At 71.0% G+C, this 19,819-nt stretch carries 19 protein-coding genes; 12 read left to right on the forward strand and 7 right to left on the reverse strand.

The genetic code is table 11. The features are described 5' to 3' along the window. The first annotated feature begins 49 nt into the window (after window positions 1-49). The 5 genes from ACZ58V_RS06735 to ACZ58V_RS06755 all read left to right on the forward strand — a co-directional run bounded on the left by ACZ58V_RS06735 (window position 50) and on the right by ACZ58V_RS06755 (window position 5,503). The gene (locus ACZ58V_RS06735) at window positions 50-1,324 is read left to right on the forward strand and encodes an ABC transporter substrate-binding protein (RefSeq protein ID WP_471288669.1); all 1,275 of its coding nucleotides are present in this window, start codon (window positions 50-52) and stop codon (window positions 1,322-1,324) included. 11 nt (window positions 1,325-1,335) lie between these two features. Then, a complete protein-coding gene (locus ACZ58V_RS06740; protein ID WP_468186373.1) occupies window positions 1,336-2,319 on the forward strand; it encodes a carbohydrate ABC transporter permease in 984 nt (327 codons plus the stop codon). Then, on the forward strand, window positions 2,316-3,149 hold the full coding sequence (locus ACZ58V_RS06745) for a carbohydrate ABC transporter permease (RefSeq protein WP_468186370.1): 834 nt from the start codon (window positions 2,316-2,318) through the stop codon (window positions 3,147-3,149). Before ACZ58V_RS06740 ends, ACZ58V_RS06745 begins: the two co-directional genes overlap by 4 nt. Before the next feature lie 35 nt (window positions 3,150-3,184). Beyond that, window positions 3,185-4,825, forward strand: a complete 1,641-nt coding sequence (locus ACZ58V_RS06750; RefSeq protein ID WP_471288672.1) for a glycoside hydrolase family 13 protein — start codon at window positions 3,185-3,187, stop codon at window positions 4,823-4,825. Between the two features lie 93 nt (window positions 4,826-4,918). Continuing rightward, window positions 4,919-5,503 (forward strand): hypothetical protein, encoded by a 585-nt coding sequence (locus ACZ58V_RS06755; protein WP_471288673.1) that lies wholly within the window; start codon window positions 4,919-4,921, stop codon window positions 5,501-5,503. A 1-nt stretch (window position 5,504) separates the two neighbouring features. Here ACZ58V_RS06755 and ACZ58V_RS06760 read toward each other — a convergent pair whose 3' ends face one another. The 4 genes from ACZ58V_RS06760 to ACZ58V_RS06775 form a co-directional block, all read right to left on the reverse strand. Next, on the reverse strand, window positions 5,505-6,944 hold the full coding sequence (locus ACZ58V_RS06760; RefSeq protein ID WP_468186361.1) for a HAMP domain-containing sensor histidine kinase: 1,440 nt from the start codon (window positions 6,942-6,944) through the stop codon (window positions 5,505-5,507). Further along, on the reverse strand, window positions 6,945-7,736 hold the full coding sequence (locus ACZ58V_RS06765) for a response regulator transcription factor (RefSeq protein WP_471288675.1): 792 nt from the start codon (window positions 7,734-7,736) through the stop codon (window positions 6,945-6,947). Between the two features lie 118 nt (window positions 7,737-7,854). Beyond that, window positions 7,855-8,931, reverse strand: a complete 1,077-nt coding sequence (locus tag ACZ58V_RS06770; protein ID WP_471288676.1) for an LLM class flavin-dependent oxidoreductase — start codon at window positions 8,929-8,931, stop codon at window positions 7,855-7,857. Window positions 8,932-8,953: 22 nt separating this feature from the next. Then, a complete protein-coding gene (locus tag ACZ58V_RS06775; RefSeq protein ID WP_468186352.1) occupies window positions 8,954-9,586 on the reverse strand; it encodes a TIGR03086 family metal-binding protein in 633 nt (210 codons plus the stop codon). A gap of 62 nt (window positions 9,587-9,648) precedes the next feature. Here ACZ58V_RS06775 and ACZ58V_RS06780 point away from each other — a divergent pair, with 62 nt between their 5' ends. Both ACZ58V_RS06780 and ACZ58V_RS06785 read left to right on the forward strand, forming a co-directional pair. Beyond that, a complete protein-coding gene (locus ACZ58V_RS06780; protein WP_471288677.1) occupies window positions 9,649-10,482 on the forward strand; it encodes a DUF6597 domain-containing transcriptional factor in 834 nt (277 codons plus the stop codon). A 311-nt stretch (window positions 10,483-10,793) separates the two neighbouring features. After that, window positions 10,794-11,129, forward strand: coding sequence for a YnfA family protein (locus tag ACZ58V_RS06785; RefSeq protein WP_468186346.1), 336 nt, complete (start codon window positions 10,794-10,796; stop codon window positions 11,127-11,129). A gap of 20 nt (window positions 11,130-11,149) precedes the next feature. Here ACZ58V_RS06785 and ACZ58V_RS06790 read toward each other — a convergent pair whose 3' ends face one another. Beyond that, window positions 11,150-11,587: an ester cyclase gene (locus tag ACZ58V_RS06790; RefSeq protein ID WP_471288679.1), complete on the reverse strand. Its 438-nt coding sequence runs from the start codon at window positions 11,585-11,587 to the stop codon at window positions 11,150-11,152. 144 nt (window positions 11,588-11,731) lie between these two features. On the opposite strand from ACZ58V_RS06790, the gene ACZ58V_RS06795 reads away from it, so the two are divergent. Next, window positions 11,732-12,508: an SDR family NAD(P)-dependent oxidoreductase gene (locus ACZ58V_RS06795; protein WP_184591750.1), complete on the forward strand. Its 777-nt coding sequence runs from the start codon at window positions 11,732-11,734 to the stop codon at window positions 12,506-12,508. A 72-nt stretch (window positions 12,509-12,580) separates the two neighbouring features. Beyond that, on the forward strand, window positions 12,581-13,330 hold the full coding sequence (locus ACZ58V_RS06800) for a tyrosine-protein phosphatase (RefSeq protein ID WP_471288680.1): 750 nt from the start codon (window positions 12,581-12,583) through the stop codon (window positions 13,328-13,330). Window positions 13,331-13,339: 9 nt separating this feature from the next. On the opposite strand, the gene ACZ58V_RS06805 is transcribed toward ACZ58V_RS06800, so the two are convergent. Next, window positions 13,340-14,533, reverse strand: a complete 1,194-nt coding sequence (locus tag ACZ58V_RS06805; RefSeq protein ID WP_471288681.1) for an RtcB family protein — start codon at window positions 14,531-14,533, stop codon at window positions 13,340-13,342. A 171-nt stretch (window positions 14,534-14,704) separates the two neighbouring features. On the opposite strand from ACZ58V_RS06805, the gene ACZ58V_RS06810 reads away from it, so the two are divergent. The 3 genes from ACZ58V_RS06810 to ACZ58V_RS06820 all read left to right on the forward strand — a co-directional run bounded on the left by ACZ58V_RS06810 (window position 14,705) and on the right by ACZ58V_RS06820 (window position 17,932). Next, window positions 14,705-15,559, forward strand: a complete 855-nt coding sequence (locus tag ACZ58V_RS06810; protein ID WP_471288683.1) for a DUF3558 domain-containing protein — start codon at window positions 14,705-14,707, stop codon at window positions 15,557-15,559. A gap of 134 nt (window positions 15,560-15,693) precedes the next feature. After that, the gene (locus tag ACZ58V_RS06815) at window positions 15,694-16,560 is read left to right on the forward strand and encodes a DUF3558 family protein (protein ID WP_471288685.1); all 867 of its coding nucleotides are present in this window, start codon (window positions 15,694-15,696) and stop codon (window positions 16,558-16,560) included. A gap of 112 nt (window positions 16,561-16,672) precedes the next feature. Continuing rightward, window positions 16,673-17,932, forward strand: a complete 1,260-nt coding sequence (locus tag ACZ58V_RS06820; RefSeq protein WP_471288687.1) for a DUF2637 domain-containing protein — start codon at window positions 16,673-16,675, stop codon at window positions 17,930-17,932. 44 nt (window positions 17,933-17,976) lie between these two features. On the opposite strand, the gene lysS is transcribed toward ACZ58V_RS06820, so the two are convergent. Continuing rightward, entirely contained in the window at window positions 17,977-19,719 is a 1,743-nt protein-coding gene (gene lysS / locus ACZ58V_RS06825; protein ID WP_468186324.1) for a lysine--tRNA ligase, read from the reverse strand. Window positions 19,720-19,819: the final 100 nt, after the last annotated feature.

The following is a 19,819-nucleotide window of genomic DNA, read 5'->3' on the forward strand; positions in this document are numbered from 1 at the left end:
GCAGTCTCAGCAGCAGCCATGACCCCGGTTCCGCGCGACCAGGAGAGACATGACGACCAGAACCACCAGCAGAGCCACCGCGCTCGCCGCCACCGGGCTTCTTCTCACCGCCTGCGGCAGCGGCTCCGGGCAGGCCGGGCCACCGTCGTTCGAAGGGCGCGGGCCCATCACGTACGTGGCCGGCAAGGACACCACGGGCACCGTCCAGCCGATGCTCGACCGCTGGAACAAGGCGCATCCGAAGGAGAAGGTCACCTTCATCCAGCTGCCGACGGACCCGGACGCGCAGCGCCAGCAGATGATCCAGAACGCGGAGACGAAGTCCGACGCGTACACGGTACTGTCCCTCGACGCCGTGTGGACCTCGGAGTTCGCCGCCCACCGGTGGATCGACCGGTTGCCCGAGAAGCGGTTCCCGCTGGGGAGGATGCTGAAGCCGGTGGTGGAGACCTCGCGCTACCGCGGCGGTCTGTACGCGGTGCCGGGCAGCTCGGACGGCGGCCTGCTCTACTACCGCACCGACCTGCTGAAGAAGGCGGGTGTCGCCCGGCCTCCGACGACCTGGGCGCAGATGACCGCCGCCTGCGCCAAGGTGAAGAGGCTGCCCGAGGCGAAGGGCATGTCCTGCTACGCCGGGCAGTTCCAGAAGTACGAGGGCCTGACGGTGAACTTCGCCGAGGCGGTGAACTCCGCGGGCGGCACCGTCACCGACCCGAACGGCAAGCCGGACGTCGACACCCCCGAGGCCAGGAAGGGCCTGGACTTCCTCGCCGGCTCCTTCAAGGACGGCACGATCCCGAGGAAGGCCATCACCTACCTGGAGGAGGACGGACGCCAGGCCTTCCAGTCCGGCAAGCTGGTGTTCCTGCGCAACTGGCCGTACGCGTACTCCCTGGCCCAGAAGAGCGGCGTCAAGGGCAAGTTCGCCACCGCGCCCCTGCCCGGTCTGAACGGGCCCGGCTCCTCCAGCCTCGGCGGGCACAACATGGCCGTGTCCTCCTCCGCCGGGAACAAGGCGACGGCCCTGGACTTCATCAGGTTCATGTCCAGTGAGGAGAACACCAGGACCTTCCTCGAGGACGCCTCCGTCGCCCCGCCGTACGCCTCCCTCTACGACGACAAGGCGCTCATCGCGCGGTACCCGTATCTGCCGGTGCTCAAGGAGTCCATCCTGCGGGCCGTGCCGCGGCCCCGGGTGGTGCAGTACGGCGATGTGACCTCGGCGGTCCAGCGGGAGACGTACGCCGCCCTGACCGGGGAGAAGAGCAGCGCGCGGGCGTTGAAGGACCTGCAGAAGGCGCTGCGGAAGGCGGTGGCGCTGTGAGGGCCGGGGTCATGACCGGGACTCCGGCAGAGGCCGATGTCCGTACGGAACCTCCGCGGGCGCCGAAGCCCGGCCGGGCGACCGCCGGTTCCGGGCGGCTGGCCGCGCTGCTGGTCTCGCCGACGCTGCTGGTGCTGACGATCGTCGTGCTCTACCCGACGCTCATGGCGCTGAAGGAGTCGCTGTACGGGGCGAAGGAGCTGGACCCGAGGACCGGGTTCATCAGCGACACCGAGCCGTTCGTCGGGCTCCAGAACTACGCCGAGATCTTCGGCGAGGCCGGGGCGCGGTTCTGGAACGCCTTCTGGAACACCACGTTCTTCACCGTCGTCACGGTCGGCCTGGAGACGGTGGTCGGGGTGGCCATGGCGCTCATCATGCACAAGGCGTTCCGGGGCCGGGCCCTGGTGCGGGCCGGGATCCTGGTGCCCTGGGCGGTGCCGACGGCCATCTCCGGACTGCTGTGGCGGTGGATCTTCAACAGCGACGGCGTCGCCAACGCGCTGCTCGGGCAGCAGATCCTGTGGACCACCGAGGGCTTCCACGCCAAGGTCGCCGTGATCGTCGCCGAGGTGTGGAAGACCGCGCCCTTCATCGGGCTGCTGGTGCTGGCCGGCCTCCAGGTGATCCCGAAGGAGGTCTACGAGGCGGCCCGCATGGACGGGGCCCGTCCGGCGCGCCAGTTCTGGCACATCACCCTGCCCTTGGTGAAGCCCGCGCTGCTGGTCGCGGTGCTGTTCCGCTGCATGGACGCGCTGCGGATGTTCGACCTGCCCTACATCCTCGTCGGCGCGCAGAAACACTCGGTGGAGACCTTGTCGATGCTCGCGCAGAACGAGGCGGCCAACGTCCGCTTCGGGCCCGCCTCCGCGTACGCGGTGATCCTCTTCCTGTACGTGTTCCTAATCGCGCTCGCCTTCGTGCGGCTGCTCGGCGCCGACCTCGTCGGGGGCGACAGCGGGAGAAGGCGCCGTCGTACGGAGGTGGCGGCATGACGCTCACGGTCAAGTGGCGGCGGTGGCTGCCGTATCTGGGGATCGCCGCGGTGGTGGCCTACTGTCTGGCCCCGTTCTACTGGATGCTGGTCTCCAGCCTCCGCCGCACCGGCGACATCTTCGACACCTCGCTCGTCCCGGCCCCGCTGTCCTTCGAGAACTACCGGGCCGTGTTCGACCCCACGCAGGGGTTCGGGCGCGCGCTGCTCAACAGTCTGGTCGTCGCCGGGATCACGACCGCGGCGGCGCTGCTGCTCGCCACGTTCACCGCCTACGCGATGGCCCGGCTGGAGTTCCGCTTCAAGCGGCTGATCCTCACGCTGATCATCGCCACCTCGATGTTCCCGGTCGTCTCGATCGTGGTGCCGTTGCTGAAGCTGTTCACGGACATCGGCTGGATCAACACCTACCAGTCGATGATCGTGCCGAGCATGTCCTTCGCGCTGCCACTGGCGGTGTGGAACCTGACCACGTTCTTCCGGCAGATGCCGGACGAGCTGGAACACGCGGCGATGGTCGACGGCTGCACCCGCGGCCAGGCCTTCCGCAAGGTCATCGTGCCGCTCGCCGCGCCGGGCATCTTCACCACCGCGATCATCACCTTCATCTGCGCCTGGAACGAGTTCCTCATCGCCCTGTCGATGACCAACAAGCCCGGCATGCAGACCGCGACCGTCGCCATCTCCAAGTTCACCGGCGCCACGACCTACGAGACGCCGTTCGGCAGCCAGATGGCCGCCGGTGTCCTCGTCACGGTCCCGCTGGTGGTCATGGTGCTGCTCTTCCAGCGCCGTATCGTCGCCGGGCTCACCGCCGGCGCCGCCAAGTAGACACGTCCCCTGAGACTTCGAAGGAGCCACACCTCGTGTCTTTCACCGCACCCTGGTGGCGCAGTGCCGTCATCTACCAGGTCTACATCCGCAGCTTCGCCGACGGGAACGGCGACGGCGTCGGCGACATCGCCGGGCTCCGCTCCCGCCTGCCCTATCTGAAGTCCCTCGGTGTGGACGCCGTCTGGATCAACCCCTGGTACAAGTCGCCCATGGCCGACCACGGCTACGACGTCGCCGACTTCCGGGCCATCGACCCGCTGTTCGGCACCCTGGCCGACGCCGAGCGGTTCATCGAGGAGGCGCACGCGCACGGGATCCGTGTGATCCCCGACATCGTGCCCAACCACACCTCCGACCAGCACGCCTGGTTCCAGGCGGCGCTGGCCGCCGGGCCGGGCAGCGCGGAACGCGAGCGCTACGTCTTCCGGCCCGGGCGCGGAGCCGACGGGGCGCAGCCGCCCAACGACTGGGTGTCCTGCTTCGGCGGCCCGGCCTGGACCCGGCTGCCCGACGGGGAGTGGTATCTGCACCTGTTCGCTCCCGAGCAGCCCGATCTGAACTGGCAGCACCCCGAGGTGCGGGCCGAGTTCGAGTCCGTCCTGCGGTTCTGGTTCGGCCGGGGCGTCGACGGCTTCCGTATCGACGTCGCCCACGGCCTGATCAAGCACCCGGAGCTGCCGGACCTGCCGCCCCGCCGGGACCCGGACGCGGGGCTTCCGTTGCAGCACGTCGACCATCCGCACTGGGACCGGGACGAGGTGCACGAGATATACCGCTCCTGGCGCAGGGTCGCCGACGAGTTCCCCGGCGACCGCTCCTTCGTCGCCGAGGCCTGGGCCGACACGCCTGAGCGGCTGGCGGCGTACGTCCGCCGGGACGGTCTGCACACCGCCTTCAACTTCGACTTCCTCATGTCGAGCTGGGACCCCAAGGACCTGCGCGCGGTCATCGACGACTCCCTCGCCATGCTCGGCGCGGTCGGCGCACCGGCCACCTGGGTCCTCTCCAACCACGACGTGACGCGCCACCCGAGCCGCTACGGCCGCCGCACCGCCAAGCGCTGGGTGGCCAACGAGAGCTACCGCCCGGAAGGGCCCCTGGACTTCGAGCTCGGCACCCGGCGGGCCCGCGCCGCCGCCCTGCTGATGCTCGCGTTGCCCGGCGGCGCCTACGTCTACCAGGGCGAGGAACTCGGCCTGCCCGAGGTCGAGGACCTGCCCGAGGACGTCCTCCAGGACCCGACCTGGGAACGCTCCGGCCACACCGACCGGGGCCGCGACGGCTGCCGCGTCCCGATCCCCTGGTCCGGGCGCACGGCTCCCTACGGCTTCAGCCCCGACGGCGCCACGGCCGGCCCCTGGCTGCCCCAGCCCGCGCTCTGGGCCGAGCACACCGTCGAGAGCCAGACCGGCGACCCGGCGTCCATGCTGGAGCTCTACCGTGCGGCGCTGCGCGTCCGCCGCGACCACCCCGCCCTCGGCGACGGCACGATGACCTGGCTGGACACACCGGCCGGGGTGCTGGCCTTCACCCGGGACCCGGGCTTCGTGTGCGTGGTCAACCTCTCCGCCGAGCCGTACGAGCTGCCCGCACACTCCGGGCTCCTCCTGTCCAGCGGCCCGCTGGAGAACGGCCGGCTGGGGCCGGACCAGGCGGTGTGGCTGGCGGTGTAGGACGCCGGTGAAAAGCAGTTGACCGCTCCCCGCCGTCCACGGGCACGATCACGGTTCCGCTTCCGTCTCCGCACACGTGAAGGAGTTCCGTCCGTGCCCTCAGCACCCTTCCCGGACCTGTCCGCCCCCGGCACATGGGTGATCGGCACCCGCTATGCCGACGGCCCCGACCGGCAACAGGCCCTCGTGGACGACGAGTCGGCGTTACTGGAGCCGTCGCCCGCCGGTCCGGCCGACGTCAGCTGGTTCCTGAGCACGGACGGGGAGACCGTGCTGACGCTCGCTCGATGGGAGGACGACGCCGGGGTTCCGCCGGCCAGCCCGCCCAGCTATCGCCTCTACCGCGGCCTGGCCGAGGAGCGGGAGACACGGGTCCCGGGCTGTCTGATCACCGCCGCGTTCGATGTCGACGGGCCCGAGCGGCAGCGGTCGTTCACCGACGCGGTGATCGCGGACCAGCCGCGCGAAGGCGGCCACCCCGGGGCGATCTCGGCCCACTTCCTGCACAGCGTCGACGGCAGCCGGGTGCTGCTGTACACGGAGTGGACCAGCGCCGAGGCCCACCAGGAGGCGGCCGAGGCCGGTGATCACGACCAGGGGCACGAGCTGTTCTCGGGGACGCCCGGAGTGCGGCTCACGCACGGCGGGCGGTTCCGGCTCCATCGCGACCTGCGGTGACTCAGTGGGCCGGGCGCCCGTCATCCACCGGGAACCCGCCCACCGTGAACCCGATCACCGTCCCGCCCCCGTCCCGCCGGACCGCGAACGGCGCTCCCCCGTGCGCGAGAGCCACCTCGCGGACGATGGACAGGCCGAGGCCCGAGCCCGGCAGGGAGCGGGCGTCGGCGGCACGGTAGAAGCGGTCGAAGACGCGGGCGAGGTCGTGGTCGGTGATGCCGGGGCCGCGGTCGAGGACCTCGACGCGGATCGTGCCGGGCCGGGCGGGCCCGGCGACGACGATCTCGACGGGGGCCGTGCCGCGCTGGTCGAACTTCACGGCGTTCTCGACGAGGTTGGACAGCGCCCGGGTCAGCATCCCGGGCCGTCCGTCGGTCGTGGTGTCGCCGCTCGCGCGGAGCGTGATCTGCCGGCCGCTGCGGCGCCGGGCCAGGCCCGCCACCTCCTCCGCGAGGTCGGCGACGTCCACCCGCCGGGGCGGCTCGGTGTCGGACTGGCCGGCCGCGAGGTCGACGAGCTCGTTGACCAGGTCGGTCAGCTCACGGGCCTCCTGGCCGAGGTCGGCGACCAGTTCCTCCCGGGTCTCGGGCGGCAGTTCGTCGATCCGGCGGAGCATCGAGATGTTCGTCCGCAGCGAGGTCAGCGGCGTCCGCAGCTCATGGCCCGCGTCCTGGACCAGCCGGCGCTGGTCCTCCTCGGACTGCGCGAGCCGGCCCAGCATGCGGTCGAAGGCCCGGCCCAGCCGGCCCACCTCGTCATGACCGGCGACCGGCACCTGGATGCCGAGACGGCGGGTCCGGGCCACGTCCTCGGCTGCGTCGGTCAGGACGAACAGGCGCCGCGTGATGCGCCGGGCGAGCCACCAGCCGAACAGACCGGCGGCGATGACGACGGCGGCCATCAGCAGCAGCGTCCGCCGCTGGAGCGCCCGCAGCAGGTCCTCGACGTCGCTGAACTCCTGCGCGACCTGCACCGCGCCCCGCCCGCCGCCGAGGGAGACGGTCGCCACCCGGTAGACGTCGTCGCCCACGTCGACGTCCTTGTGCTCGGCCACCCGCCCCGACAAGGACGCGGCGGCGATCCGCACATCTGCCCCGGTCACCGGCAGTCCCGGACTGCCCCGGTCGACGACACGGCCGTCCGGGCCGAGCACCTGCACATCGGTACGGGCGGGCCGCACGAGGTCATGGCCGGGCGCGGCGGAGGAGAAGTCCCCGGGCGTCATCCGGTTCTCCCGCACCTCGTCCCGCAGGTCCTGCACGACCTCGTCGAACACCGTCTGCTGGTCCACCCGCACCAGCCGGGCCGCCGCGCTGTAGGACAGGATGCCGACCAGGACCGTCACGGCCGCGGTCACCGCGGCGAACGACACCGCGAACGTCGTGCGCAGCGAGACCAGCTTCGGCCGCCGCCCGCTCAGCAGCCGGCGGAGGCGGCCCACTCAGTCCTCCCGCAGCACGTAACCCACGCCCCGCACCGTGTGGATCAGCTGCGGCCCGTCCGGATCGTCGAGCTTGCGGCGCAGATAGCCGACGTAGACGGCGAGGTTCTTCGAGCCGGGGCCGAAGTCGTAGCCCCAGATGCGGTCGTAGATCGTCGAGTGGTCGAGGACGATGCCCGCGTTGCGGACCAGCAGCTCCAGCAGCTCGAACTCGGTGCGGGTCAGCTCCAGCTCGCGCGCACCCCGCCAGGCCCGGCGCGCCTGCGGGTCCATGCGGATGCCGGCGGCCTCGATGAACCGCTCGGGGAGCTGCCTGGGCGCCTGGGGCGCGGACGCGCCGCCGACGGGAGCGCCGCCGCCGGGAGCGCCACCGGCGGGAGCGCCGCCGACCGGTGCGCCGCCGTGGGGGTCGCCCACCCCCACCGGGCTGGTGCGGCGCAGCAGCGCGCGCAGCCGGGCGAAGACCTCCTCCACGTCGAAGGGCTTCACCACGTAGTCGTCGGCGCCCGCGTCCAGGCCGGCGATCCGGTCGGCGGTCTCCACGAGGGCCGTCAGTATCAGGACCGGCGTCCGGTCGCCCTCGGCGCGCAGCACCCGGCACACCTGGAGCCCGTCGATGCCGGGCATCATCACGTCCAGGACGAGCACGTCCGGACGGTTGCGGTGGGCCTGCGCCAGTGCCTCGACACCGTCGGCGACCGCCATGACCTGGTAGCCCTCCAGGGTCAGGGCGCGCTCCAGGGCGTTGCGGATGGCGCGGTCGTCTTCGGCGAGCAGCACGGTGTGGGGCACGCGTCCAGTGTGCCTGGCGACCGGCTCCCCGGGACCGGATGCGCTGCGCCGGAGCGTCCTTCTTACTCGCCTCTCACCAGGGCTCACACAACCACGGGCCGGGAGGCCTGCCGTCCCCTCAGCCCTGGGCCCGCGCGAGCCGGGCCGCGTGCGTCGGCGCCTCCGGCACGTCCGCCGGGCGGCCCACGGCGAACTCCTTGCGCAGCACCGGTACGACCTCCTCGCCCAGCAGGTCGATCTGCTCCAGCACCGTCTTCAGCGGCAGCCCGGCGTGGTCGACCAGGAACAGCTGCCGCTGGTAGTCGCCCGCGTACTCCCGGAAGGCCAGCGTCTTCTCGATGACCTGCTGCGGGGTGCCGACGGTCAGCGGCGTCTGCTCCGTGAAGTCCTCCAGCGAAGGCCCGTGCCCGTACACCGGCGCGACGTCGAAGTACGGCCGGAACTCGCGCACGGCGTCCTGCGAGTTCCGCCGCATGAACACATGCCCGCCGAGCCCGACGATCGCCTGCTCGGGCGTGCCGTGCCCGTGGTGGGCGTACCGGGCCCGGTACAGCTCGACCATGCGCTTGGTGTGGTCGGCCGGCCAGAAGATGTTGTTGTGGAAGAAGCCGTCGCCGTAGAACGCGGCCTGCTCGGCGATCTCCGGCGAGCGGATCGACCCGTGCCAGACGAACGGCGGTACGCCGTCCAGCGGGCGGGGCGTCGCCGTGAAGCCCTGCAGCGGCGTACGGAACTTCCCCTCCCAGTCGACGCCCTCCTCGCGCCACAGGCGGTGCAGCAGGGCGTAGTTCTCGACGGCGAGCGGGATGCCCTGCCGGATGTCCTGCCCGAACCAGGGGTAGACCGGCGCGGTGTTCCCGCGGCCCAGCATCAGATCCACCCGGCCGTCGGCCAGGTGCTGGAGCATCGCGAAGTCCTCGGCGATCTTCACCGGGTCGCTGGTGGTGATGAGGGTGGTGGCCGTGGAGAGGACCAGCCGCTCGGTGCGGGCGGCGATGTAGCCGAGCATCGTGGTCGGGGAGGAGGGCACGAAGGGCGGGTTGTGGTGCTCGCCGGTCGCGAAGACGTCGAGCCCGGCCTCCTCGGCCTTGAGCGCGATGGCGACCATGGCCTTGATCCGCTCGCGCTCGGTCGGTGTCCGGCCCGTGGTCGGGTCGGGCGTGACGTCGCCGACACTGAAGATCCCGAACTGCATGGTCGCTCACCCTCCAGGTTGTTTACCCTTCAACAGTACTCGGGGGAACGACAGCGGGCGCGGGCGCATTCCAGGAGGGCTCCCTGCCGGTCCGCCCGAGCAGCCGCTCCAGGGGCGACGCACCCTCCGCCACCGGCACCGGCTCCCCGAACACCCCCATCCTCCTGGCCGTCGGCGCCAGCTCGTCCACCGCGCCGGACAGCTCCGCCACGACCGCCTCGTCGGCACCCGGGTACTCCTGGCCCGTCGCCCGCGCCAGATCCCACACATGCACCGTCAGATCGAGCAGCGCCATCGAGCCGACCAGCCGCGCCGGCATGTTCATCCCGCCCGTCGTGCCCTCCTCGGCACCCGGCGCCGACCAGGCCGCCACCAGCCGGTCCGCCTCCCGGGCGAACCGCTCACGCCACTCGGGACTCCCGGCGACCGGGTCGGGCGCCTCACCGAAGTCCGACGCCTCCTTCGCGGCCAGCCGCTGGAACTGCACGATCACCTGGAAGAGGTGATCGACCAGCGCCCGCACGTCGTACTCGGCACAGGGCGTGGGCGCGGCGAGCGTCGCGTCGGGAATGCCCCGCACCACCGGCACCGCCCGCTCCCGCGCCATGCCCAGCAGCTCAGCGATGCGGTACGTCCTCACAGGGTTCGTGTCCATGCTCCGACCGTAGGGACAGCCACGACCGCCCATCTTGAAGAAACGCGACGTACGATCCGGCCATGGAGGCACCCCGCCACGACACCCGCGGGATCGTCGACCCGTCCGGGCTGCTGAACCGCGTGCGATTCCGCCGCCACGAGCCCGCCGAGCCGCTGCGCCGGTACGTCGAGTGGTACTGGCTCATCGACTGGGACCTGCCCGCGCCCTACGCCTCCCACATCGTTCCGCATCCGTCCGTGAACCTGACCTTCCAGTGGGACGGGGCCGACGAGGAGGACGCCCCGCCCTACGGGGAGGTCACCGGCGTCGCGCTCGGCCTGTACACCAGGAAGCTGACCGGGCGGGGCCGGGTCTGCGGGGCGAAGTTCCGCCCCGGCGGCTTCCGGCCGTACGCCCCCGAGGAGCCGGTCTCCCGCTGGACGGGCCGCGCCCTGCCCGCCCGGGAGGTGTTCCCCGGGGCCACCGCCGACACCGCCCGCGCGGTCGTCACGCCCCCCGACGACCGCGCCCGGGTCGCCGCCCTCGACAGCTTCCTGCTCGCCCTGCCCCGCATCCCGGACCCCCAGGCGGACCTCGCGATCGACCTCGTCGAACGCATCCGCGCGGACCGCACCGTACGCCGCGTCGGCGACTTCGCCCACGCACACGGCCTGTCGGTACGGGCACTGCAACGGCTCTTCTCGACCCAGGTCGGCGTCAGCCCCAAGTGGGTCATCCTCCGCTACCGCATCCACGAGGCCCTGGAACAGGCCGGCCACCGCGACGACGTCGACTGGGCCCGCCTCGCCGCCGACCTCGGCTACGCGGACCAGGCCCACCTCGTCCGGGACTTCACGACGACGGTGGGAGTACCTCCCACGGCGTACGCCGCGGAGGCCCGGGCCGGGCGATAGGGCCAGTCCGGCAAACCCGCGTCGTCAGCACTCGCCTCGACCTCACCGGTCCCCCTGCCCCGCAGATGACGAGCGGGCCCGGCCCGCAGGATGAAGCCGACGTGCCGGCGCGGGCCCCCGCCCCACACCGCCGCCCGGGCGGACTCACCGAGGACCACGGCGGTGTGGCCGCCCCGTCGCCGTCACCGCCGAGTCCAGCCCGCCACACGGCGCGAGACCGGACGGAGCCAGCCGCGCGGTCCCGCCCGGCGCCGGGAGCCGTCCCGCCCCGACGCGGAGCGCCCGGGCGAGGGCGTGCGAAGCTGACGACCATGTTCGTGGTCCGCTCCGCCGCCCTCTTCGTCGTCGCCGCACTGTTCGAGATCGGCGGCGCCTGGCTGGTCTGGCAGGGCGTGCGCGAGAACCGGGGCTGGCTCTGGGCGGCCGGCGGCGTCCTCGCGCTCGGCGCGTACGGCTTCGTCGCGACGTTCCAGCCCGACGCCCACTTCGGCCGCGTGCTCGCCGCGTACGGCGGGATCTTCGTCGCCGGTTCGATCCTCTGGGGCGTGGTCGCGGACGGCTACCGCCCGGACCGCTGGGACATCACGGGCGCACTGATCTGCCTCGCGGGCATGGCGGTCATCATGTACGCCCCGCGAGGAAACTGACCGGCCCGCGGCCCGGGATCTCAGAACGGCTCGTCAGGCGGCAGCAACCCCAACTGCCCCAGGAAATCCATCTCGTCGAAGTACAGCCGGTAGTCGACGATCCGCCCGTCCCGCACGGTGGCGATGTCCACCCCGCGGATCCTGATCTCCTTCTGCGTCGGCGGGAGCGTCTCGCCGTTGGGCAGCTCCAGCGGCCCGGTGTTGCGCCCGCTGAAGAACCCCTCGTCGATGGCCGTGTCGCCGACCTCGTAGGAGTGCAACGGCTGGAACGTCGCCTCGGGGACCGCCTCCGTCATCGTCCGCCAGTACTCGACGATGTCGTCGCGCCCGCGCAGCTCGCCCTCGTCAGGGGTGAAGGCGACCGCGTCCTCGGCGTACAGCTCGCCGATGACCTTCAGATCGGCGTGCGTGGTGACCGCGTCCGTGAGCCGGTCCATGACCTCACGTGCCTCGCCCATGATCCACCTCCAGGAAAGACCGGAAAACAGGGGACCACCCGCCCTCATTCTCCCACCGCGGGCCCCGCCTATCCTGGCCGGAAGGCCGGAAGCCCTGAGGCCACAGCCGGCCCCGCCCACCGCACCCACGCCCGAGGAGCTCCCATGGCCACCGCCGCCCCGTCCGCAGCCTCCCGCATCGCCGTCGTCACCGGTGCGAGCAGCGGAATCGGCGCCGCCACCGCCCGGCGGCTCGCCGCGGCGGGCTACCGCGTCGTCCTCACCGCGCGCCGCAAGGACCGCATCGAGGCGCTGGCGGAGGAGATCAACAAGGCGGGCCACCAGGCCACGGCCTACGCCCTCGACGTCACGGACCGCGCGGCGGTCGACGAGTTCGCCACGGCCTTCAAGACGATCGGCGTCCTGGTCAACAACGCCGGCGGCGCGCTCGGCGCCGACCCGGTCGCGACCGGTGACCCGGCCGACTGGCGCCAGATGTACGAGACGAACGTCATCGGCACGCTCCACCTCACCCAGGCCCTGCTGCCCAAGCTGGACGCGAGCGGCGACGGCACGGTCGTGGTCGTCTCCTCCACCGCGGGCCACGGCACCTACGAGGGCGGCGCGGGCTACGTCGCCGCCAAGCACGGCGCCCACGTCCTCGCCGAGACCCTGCGCCTGGAGATCGTCGGCCGGCCGGTCCGCGTCATCGAGATCGCCCCCGGCATGGTCAAGACGGACGAGTTCGCCCTGACCCGCTTCTCCGGCGACACGGAAAAGGCCGAGAAGGTCTACGAGGGCGTGGCCGAGCCCCTCACGGCCGACGACGTCGCCGACACCATCACCTGGGCCATCACCCGCCCCAGCCACGTCAACGTGGACCTCCTGGTCCTCCGCCCCCGCGCCCAGGCCTCGAACACGAAGGTCCACCGCGAGCTGTGACGCCGGCGGGGACACACCCACAGCCGTGAAAGCACAGGCACCGGGCCGGGGTGGTCCATAGGGTCACCCCTCGTGGACATCGACAGACACATACCGTTCGACGCCCTGCACAACTTCCGTGACCTGGGCGGCCGCACCACCGCAGACGGCAACCGCGTCCGCCGGGCCCGCGTCTACCGCGCGGACTCCCTGGGCAAGCTCACCCAGGGCACGGACGACTGGACCCGCTTCCTCTCCCTCGGCATCCGCACGGTCGTCGACCTGCGCTACCCCTGGGAAATCGACTCGCGGGGCCGCATCCCGGACCACCCGTCCTTCACGTACCACAACCTCAGCATCGAGCACCGCCCCTACGACCAGGCGGCCCTCACCCCCGACATCGCCCCCGGCCCCTACCTGGCCGAGCGCTACATGGAAGTGGCCCAGGACGGCACCAAGGAAATCCGTCGGGCCCTGGAACTGGTGACACAGGCGGCGCGGGCCGACGAGCCGCTCGTCTTCCACTGCGCCTCGGGCAAGGACCGCACAGGCCTGCTCGCGGCTTTGGTCCTGGAGCTCCTCGACGTCCCGCGACCCACCATCGTCGAGGACTTCGCCCTCACGGACCTGGCGGCCCCCGCCCTCCTCGCCGACTGGACATCCCGCAACGACGGCCGCTCCCCCACCTGGCCGTCGTTCGGCCGCGCCCCCGCCGAGGTCATGCACCTGTTCCTGACGGACCTGACGAACCGCTACGGCTCGACAGCCGGCTATGTGACCAACGCCCTGGAGCTGGACGCGTCAGCCCTCTCGGCGGCCCTCCGGGAGGGCCTCGTGGAGTGAGCCGGCGCGTCAGCCCTTCACGCAAACAACCTGCTTCAGCTTCGCCACGACCTCCACCAGGTCCCGCTGCTGGTCGATGACCTGCTCGATGGGCTTGTAGGCGCTCGGGATCTCGTCCACGACGCCGGAGTCCTTGCGGCACTCCACACCCCGGGTCTGCTCCTCCAGGTCCTTCGTCGAGAACCGGCGCTTCGCCGCGTTGCGGCTCATGCGCCGGCCCGCGCCGTGCGAGGCCGAGTTGAAGGACTTGTCGTTGCCGAGGCCCTTCACGATGTACGAACCCGTGCCCATGGACCCGGGGATGATCCCGTACTCGCCGGAGCCGGCCCGGATCGCGCCCTTGCGGGTCACGAGCAGGTCCATCCCCTCGTAGCGCTCCTCGGCCACGTAGTTGTGGTGCGCGCTGATCTCCGGCTCGAAGAGCGGCTTCGCCTTCTTGAACTCCTTGCGGACCACGTCCTTCAGGAGCGCCATCATGATCGAACGGTTGTACTTCGCGTACTCCTGCGCCCAGAACAGGTCGTTGCGGTACGCCGCCATCTGCGGGGTGTCCGCCACGAAGACGGCGAGGTCGCGGTCGACCAGGCCCTGGTTGTGCGGGAGCTTCTGGGCTATGCCGATGTGGTGCTCGGCCAGCTCTTTGCCGATGTTCCGGGAGCCGGAGTGGAGCATGAGCCACACCACATCGGATGTATCGATACAAACTTCAACAAAGTGGTTTCCCTGGCCAAGGGTTCCCATCTGCGTAGCCGCCCGCCCCCTCCGGAACCGCACCGCCTCCGCAACCCCGTCGAACCGCCCCCAGAACCCGTCCCACCCGGCCGTACCGAACCCATGCAGCCGCCCCGGGTCGACAGGATCGGCATGCATCCCCCGCCCCACCGGAATCACCTGCTCGATCCGCGACCGCAGCCGCGACAGATCCCCGGGCAGGTCGTTCGCCGTCAGGGACGTCTTCACCGCCGACATTCCGCAGCCGATGTCGACCCCCACCGCCGCCGGGCACACCGCGCCCTGCATCGCGATGACCGAACCGACCGTCGCGCCCTTGCCGTAGTGCACGTCGGGCATGACGGCCAGGCCCTTGATCCAGGGCAGCGTGGCGACGTTCCGGAGCTGCTGGAGCGCGCCCTCCTCGACCGAGGCGGGGTCGGCCCACATCCGGATCGGTACTTTCGCACCAGGTACCTCTACATACGACATAACGTCCTCAATCCCCCGTAAGCAAGCAGAAGTCTTCAAGAGCAAATACCGGAGCCAAGGTCTACGAAAGGGATTCCGGACCGGCGTTCACGGCAGTGCGTGCGATAGACATTGTGTTCATCGGCTGCCCGGCGACGGCAAGCCAATATCCGCCCCGAGAGGAGCCACCACGTGCAACGGAAGGCGTACGCACCCGGTATCGCCGCGCTCCTCGCGGCCCTGCTGGCCGGCTGCACCGGCGGCTCGGGCGACGACGGCCCGACGGACGACTCCAACCCCGGTGACACCGGCACGGCTTCGCCCGCCGCCGAGCCGGGCCGCTACCGCACGCTCCCCGAGCCCTGCACGGCGGTCGGCGAGAGCATGCTCGACGAACTCCTGCCCGGCATCCGGCAGATCACCGACGGCGAGCAGCGCGAGAAGGCCTACGAGGGCGAGCCGACGGTCACGTTCGACACCGACCGCAAGGTCGGCTGCCAGTGGAAGGTGGACGGCCGGGAGGCCAGCGACCATCTGCTCGTCGACTTCGAACGGGTCGTCTCCTACGACAACGCCGTCAGCGACGACAACCAGGCCGAGCAGCTCTTCGCGGAGCGGGAGGCCGCGGCCCACCTCCCCGAGCCGACGGCCACCGAGTCGGCCGCCACGGAGTCCCCCGCCGCGGGCAGCACCCCGGCAGGCGGGGCCTCCGCCGCCCCGAGCGGCTCCCCCGGCTCGACGTCCTCCCCCTCCTCTCCCTCCGGCTCCTCGTCACCCTCGACGTCCACCTCCGCCACCCCGACCGAACTGCAGCCCCGCGTGCTGGAGGATTTCGGCGACGAGGCCTTCATCGACGACGAGCTGAGCAGCTCCGGTTCGACGGCCAAGCAGCGGACGGTGACTGTGGCGTTCCGCACGTCCAATGTCATCGTGACCATCGAGTACGCCGAACAGCCGGCCACCGTCGGCGTCGTCCCGGACAGCAAGGAATTGCAGGACAGGGCCCAGAAACTGGCCTCCCAGCTGGCCGACTCGCTGAGCGGCTGAGGCCCCTTCACGCCCCCTTCACGCGCACCCGCAAAGCACGCGAAGGAAGACCACACCACCGCCTCACCGCGTACGGTGACCACTCGGCCCCGTTCCGACCGCAGGGAACCACGAGCGTCATGAGTGAAGGAACCATGCAGCGACGAGCACAGCGAGACCAGCAGGACCAGCGAGCGAAGCGCCTCAACCGCGCCCTTGTCTGCGCGGCCGCCGTCCCCGTGATGCTGGTCGCCGCCGGCTGCTCCTCGGACTCCGGCTCCGGCGACAGCACGGACAAGGCCGCGAACGCGGCGGCCTCGGCGTCCGCGAGCCCGTCGCCGACCGTCGAGGCGGCGGCGTACGACAAGCTTCCGGAGTCCTGCAAGGCCCTGTCGAAGAAGACGCTGGAGGACCTCGTTCCGGAGAGCAAGTCCGGCAAGGAGGGCAAGTCGGACGATATCTCCACGCGCGGCAGCTGCTCCTGGAACAGCCTCGACAACAACGGCGTGAAGGGCTCGCAGTTCCGCTGGCTGAACGTGTCGATGCTGCGCTTCGAGTCGGACACCACGCGCGGCTCGGGCGAGAAGCTGGCCCAGCAGTACTACGAGAAGCAGATCCAGGACGTCCAGGCCTCCGAGGGCGCCAAGGGCGTCAAGTCGGAGCCGGTGCCTGACACGGGCGACCAGGCGACGGCCGTGCGCTACGACCTGAAGAAGAAGGAAGGCACCTTCAAGCAGCAGACGGTCGTGGCACGCGTCGAGAACGTCGTCGTGACGCTGGACTACAACGGCGCGGGTCTGGCCGGCGACAAGTCCCCGAGCGCCGGCGACCTGGCGAAGGACGCCGAGAAGGCCGCGAAGGAAGCGGTGGCCGCGGTGTCCGAGGCGAACGGCGCGGGCGGCGGCAAGGCCGGCGGCGACCCGTCGAAGCCGGCGTCGAAGTCCCCGTCCAAGGAGCCCTCGAAGGAGGCTTCGAAGGACTCCTCCGCGTCGCCTTCGAAGTCGCCCGCCAAGAAGAGCTGAACACCACCGACCGGAACCGGCCACCCGTCCTCCGCACACATGTGCCACCCTGTTGCGCGCAACAACACGCAAGGGGAGGGGAAGACGGGTGGCCGCGCCACAACTGACTCGGATGCACCGCGTTCTCATCGGCGTGGTCGTGGCCGGCGCCGTGATCATCGCCGGCATCGGCTTCGCCGGTTCGTACGCCGCGGTCCGCGAGTTGGCCCTGAAAAAGGGCTTCGGGAACTTCTCCTACGTCTTCCCGATCGGCATCGACGCGGGCATCTGCGTCCTGCTGGCCCTGGACCTGCTCCTCACCTGGATCAGGATCCCCTTCCCTCTGCTCCGCCAGACGGCCTGGCTCCTGACCGCGGCGACGATCGCCTTCAACGGCGCGGCCGCCTGGCCGGATCCGCTCGGCGTCGGCATGCACGCGGTGATCCCGATCCTGTTCGTGGTCGCGGTCGAGGCGGCCCGCCACGCGATCGGCCGGATCGCCGACATCACGGCCGACAAGCACATGGAGGGCGTCCGCCTCACCCGCTGGCTGCTCTCCCCGGTCCCCACGTTCCTCCTCTGGCGCCGCATGAAGCTCTGGGAGCTCCGCTCCTACGACCAGGTCATCAAGCTGGAGCAGGAACGTCTCGTCTACCAGGCGCGGCTGCGTTCCCGCTTCGGCCGTAGCTGGCGCCGCAAGGCTCCCGTGGAGTCCCTGATGCCGCTGAGGCTGGCGCGCTACGGGGTACCGCTGGCGGAGACGGCCCCAGCGGGCCTGGCGGCGGCGGGGATAGAGCCTGCGCTGATCCCGCCGGCACCGCAGCCGGAGCTCGACACAGGCCCAGCTGCGGGCAATCGTGCCGCCGGGGCGGCACCCGTCCCACAGAGAGCGGCACCTCACAGCGAGCAGCGCCTGGAGCTCGACCGCGGCCCCGACGCCGAGCACCTGGACTACGAACCCGAGCCGGATCAGAGCCCTTGGTTCAACACCCAGCGGGAAGTCGAATACCAGGGCGGCTACGACCCGGCCTACAACCCCGATCAGTACGCCGAGTGGATCGCGGAACAACAAGAGGCCGAGCAGTACCAAACGCAGTACGAGCAGGACCTCACCCCGGAAGACACCGGCAGCTTCCCCATCCCGGTCGGCCCGAACCGCACCCGCGAACTCGGCGAGGGCGGCGGCACCCCGCCCGTCGCCGAACCGGACGAGGAGTCGTACTACCAGGTCTTCAAGCAGTCGATCAACGGCAGCTACCCGACGCCCAACCAGCTCCTCGACAACGTGGAGGCGGAGTACGGCATCCGCCTGGACACCACGGAGGCCAAGCGCATGGTCGACCGCTTCAGCAGCCGCCACTACCAGGAAATGGAAGAAGAGCACATCGCATGACGAAGGGGCCCTGACACCAGGGCCCCTTCGTCATGCGATGGCGACTACTCCCCGAGCAGCGCCCGGACCCGCTCCTGCCCCACCGCCAGCAGCAGCGTGGGCAGCCGCGGCCCGGTGTCCCGCCCGACCAGCAGGTGGTAGAGCAGGGCGAAGAAGGACCGCTGGGCCGTCTTGATCTCCGGCGGCAGTTCCTTCGGCGTCGCGTCGGCGGAGAACCCGGCCTGCACCTTCGGCACGCCGTACACCAGGTGCGTCAGCCCGTCGAGCGACCAGTGCCCGGCGAGCCCGTCGAGCAGCAGCCGCAGCGACCGCTGGGACGCCTCGTCGAGGGACTTCAGCAGCTCGGCGTCGGGCTCTTCCCGCACGATCGTCCGCTGGTCGGCGGGCACGTGCGTGTTGATCCAGGCCTCGGCCTTGTCGTACCGCGGCCGCACCTCGTCGATCGAGGTCAGCGGCTGCTCCGGGTCCAGCTCGCTGAGGATGCGCAGCGCCTGGTCCGCGTGCCCGGCGGTGATGTCCGCGACGGACGCCAGCGTCCGGTACGGCAGCGGCCGGACCGTCCGCGGCAGCTCACCGGCGGCCGTACCCACCGCACGCGCGTGCGCGGCGGCGTCGGCCGGCAGGACGCTGCCGTCGGCGACCTTGGCGTCCAGCCGGTCCCACTCGTCGTACAGCCGCTGGATCTCCTGGTCGAAGGCGACCTTGAAGGACTGGTTGGGCCGGCGCCGCGCGTACAGCCAGCGCAGCAGCTGGGGTTCCATGATCTTCAGGGCGTCCGCCGGGGTCGGCACGCCACCGCGCGAGGACGACATCTTCGCCATCCCGCTGATGCCCACGAAGGCGTACATCGGCCCGATGGGCTGCTGCCCGCCGAAGATCCCGACGATCTGCCCGCCGACCTGGAACGACGACCCGGGAGACGAATGATCGACACCACTCGGCTCGAACACAACCCCCTCGTACGCCCACCGCATCGGCCAGTCGACCTTCCAGACCAGCTTGCCGCGGTTGAACTCGTTCAGCCGGACCGTCTCCGAGAAGCCGCACGCGGTGCAGGCGTACGTCAGCTCGGTGGAGTCGTCGTCGTAGGACGTGACGGTGGTGAGGTCCTTCTCGCAGTTGCCGCAGTACGGCTTGTACGGGAAGTAGCCGGCGGCGGTGGAGCTGCCGTCGTCCTCACCGGCCGCGCCGGAGCCCTCGGCGGCCTCCAGCTCGGCCTCGTCGACCGGCTTCTGCTGCTGCTTCTTGGCCGGGGCCTTCTTCGTCCGGTACTGGCCGAGGATCGCGTCGATGTCGCCGCGGTGCTTGATGGCGTGCAGGATCTGCTCGCGGTACACCCCGGAGGTGTACTGCGCGGTCTGGCTGATCCCGTCGAACTCCACGCCCAGCTCGGCCAGCGACTCGACCATCGCGGCCTTGAAGTGCTCGGCCCAGTTCGGGTGCGAGGAGCCCTCCGGCGCCGGGACGGACGTCAGCGGCTTGCCGATGTGCTCGGCCCACGACTCGTCGACGCCGGCGATCCCGGCCGGGACCTTGCGGTACCGGTCGTAGTCGTCCCAGGAGATCAGGTGCCGCACCTGGTGGCCCCGGCGGCGGATCTCGTCGGCGACGAGATGCGGGGTCATGACCTCGCGCAGGTTGCCGAGGTGGATGGGGCCGGACGGTGAGAGTCCGGACGCGACGACGACGGGTTTGCCCGGGGCCCGACGCTCCGACTCCTCGATGACCTCATCCGCGAAACGGGAGACCCAGTCGGTGGTCTCGGTGCTCTGAGCCACGATCGGCACGTCCTTCTTTCTCCAGGGCAGCCGTACGGTCAACGGCCGGTGCCCATTCTCCCAGACGGCATCCCGCCCGGGAAAACGGCTTTACCCCCCGTGGGATACT

Source organism: Streptomyces sp. NPDC040589, assembly GCF_055594445.1.